Genomic DNA, 294 nt, shown 5'->3' with positions numbered 1-294 from the left:
CGGCCAAGGAATCGGTTTGTATCGGTTGGAAGACCCACCGGGTGCGGGATTTGGCTCTTGGAACCGAGGAAACCGCTTGGGTACGTCTTTCTTGTGGAAACGGCGCGAAAGGACCCCGGGAATATGAGTGGGTCCGGTATCCTCTAAACTGTCCCGATGCTCCACAGTGGCAGCGATGGCTGCTGATTCGTCGTCATCCGGATGAAAAAGAAGACTACGCGTACTATATCGTCTATGCCCCCAAAGATACTCCGCTCACATCCTTCGTCCGGGTGGCCGGAGCCCGCTGGGCGG

The 294-nt window shown here is 57.5% G+C and carries 1 pseudogene; it reads left to right on the top strand.

Going from position 1 to position 294, the window contains the following annotated elements:
• Positions 1 to 294 (top strand): annotated as a pseudogene (locus RZO55_RS10385) (IS701 family transposase); the annotation flags it as partial.

Source organism: Clostridium boliviensis, assembly GCF_033342255.1.
GTDB lineage: Bacteria > Bacillota > Clostridia > Lachnospirales > Lachnospiraceae > Lacrimispora > Lacrimispora boliviensis.
The sequence above is the reverse complement of the archived record's forward strand: the minus strand, read 5'-3'. Positions and strand labels throughout refer to the sequence as shown.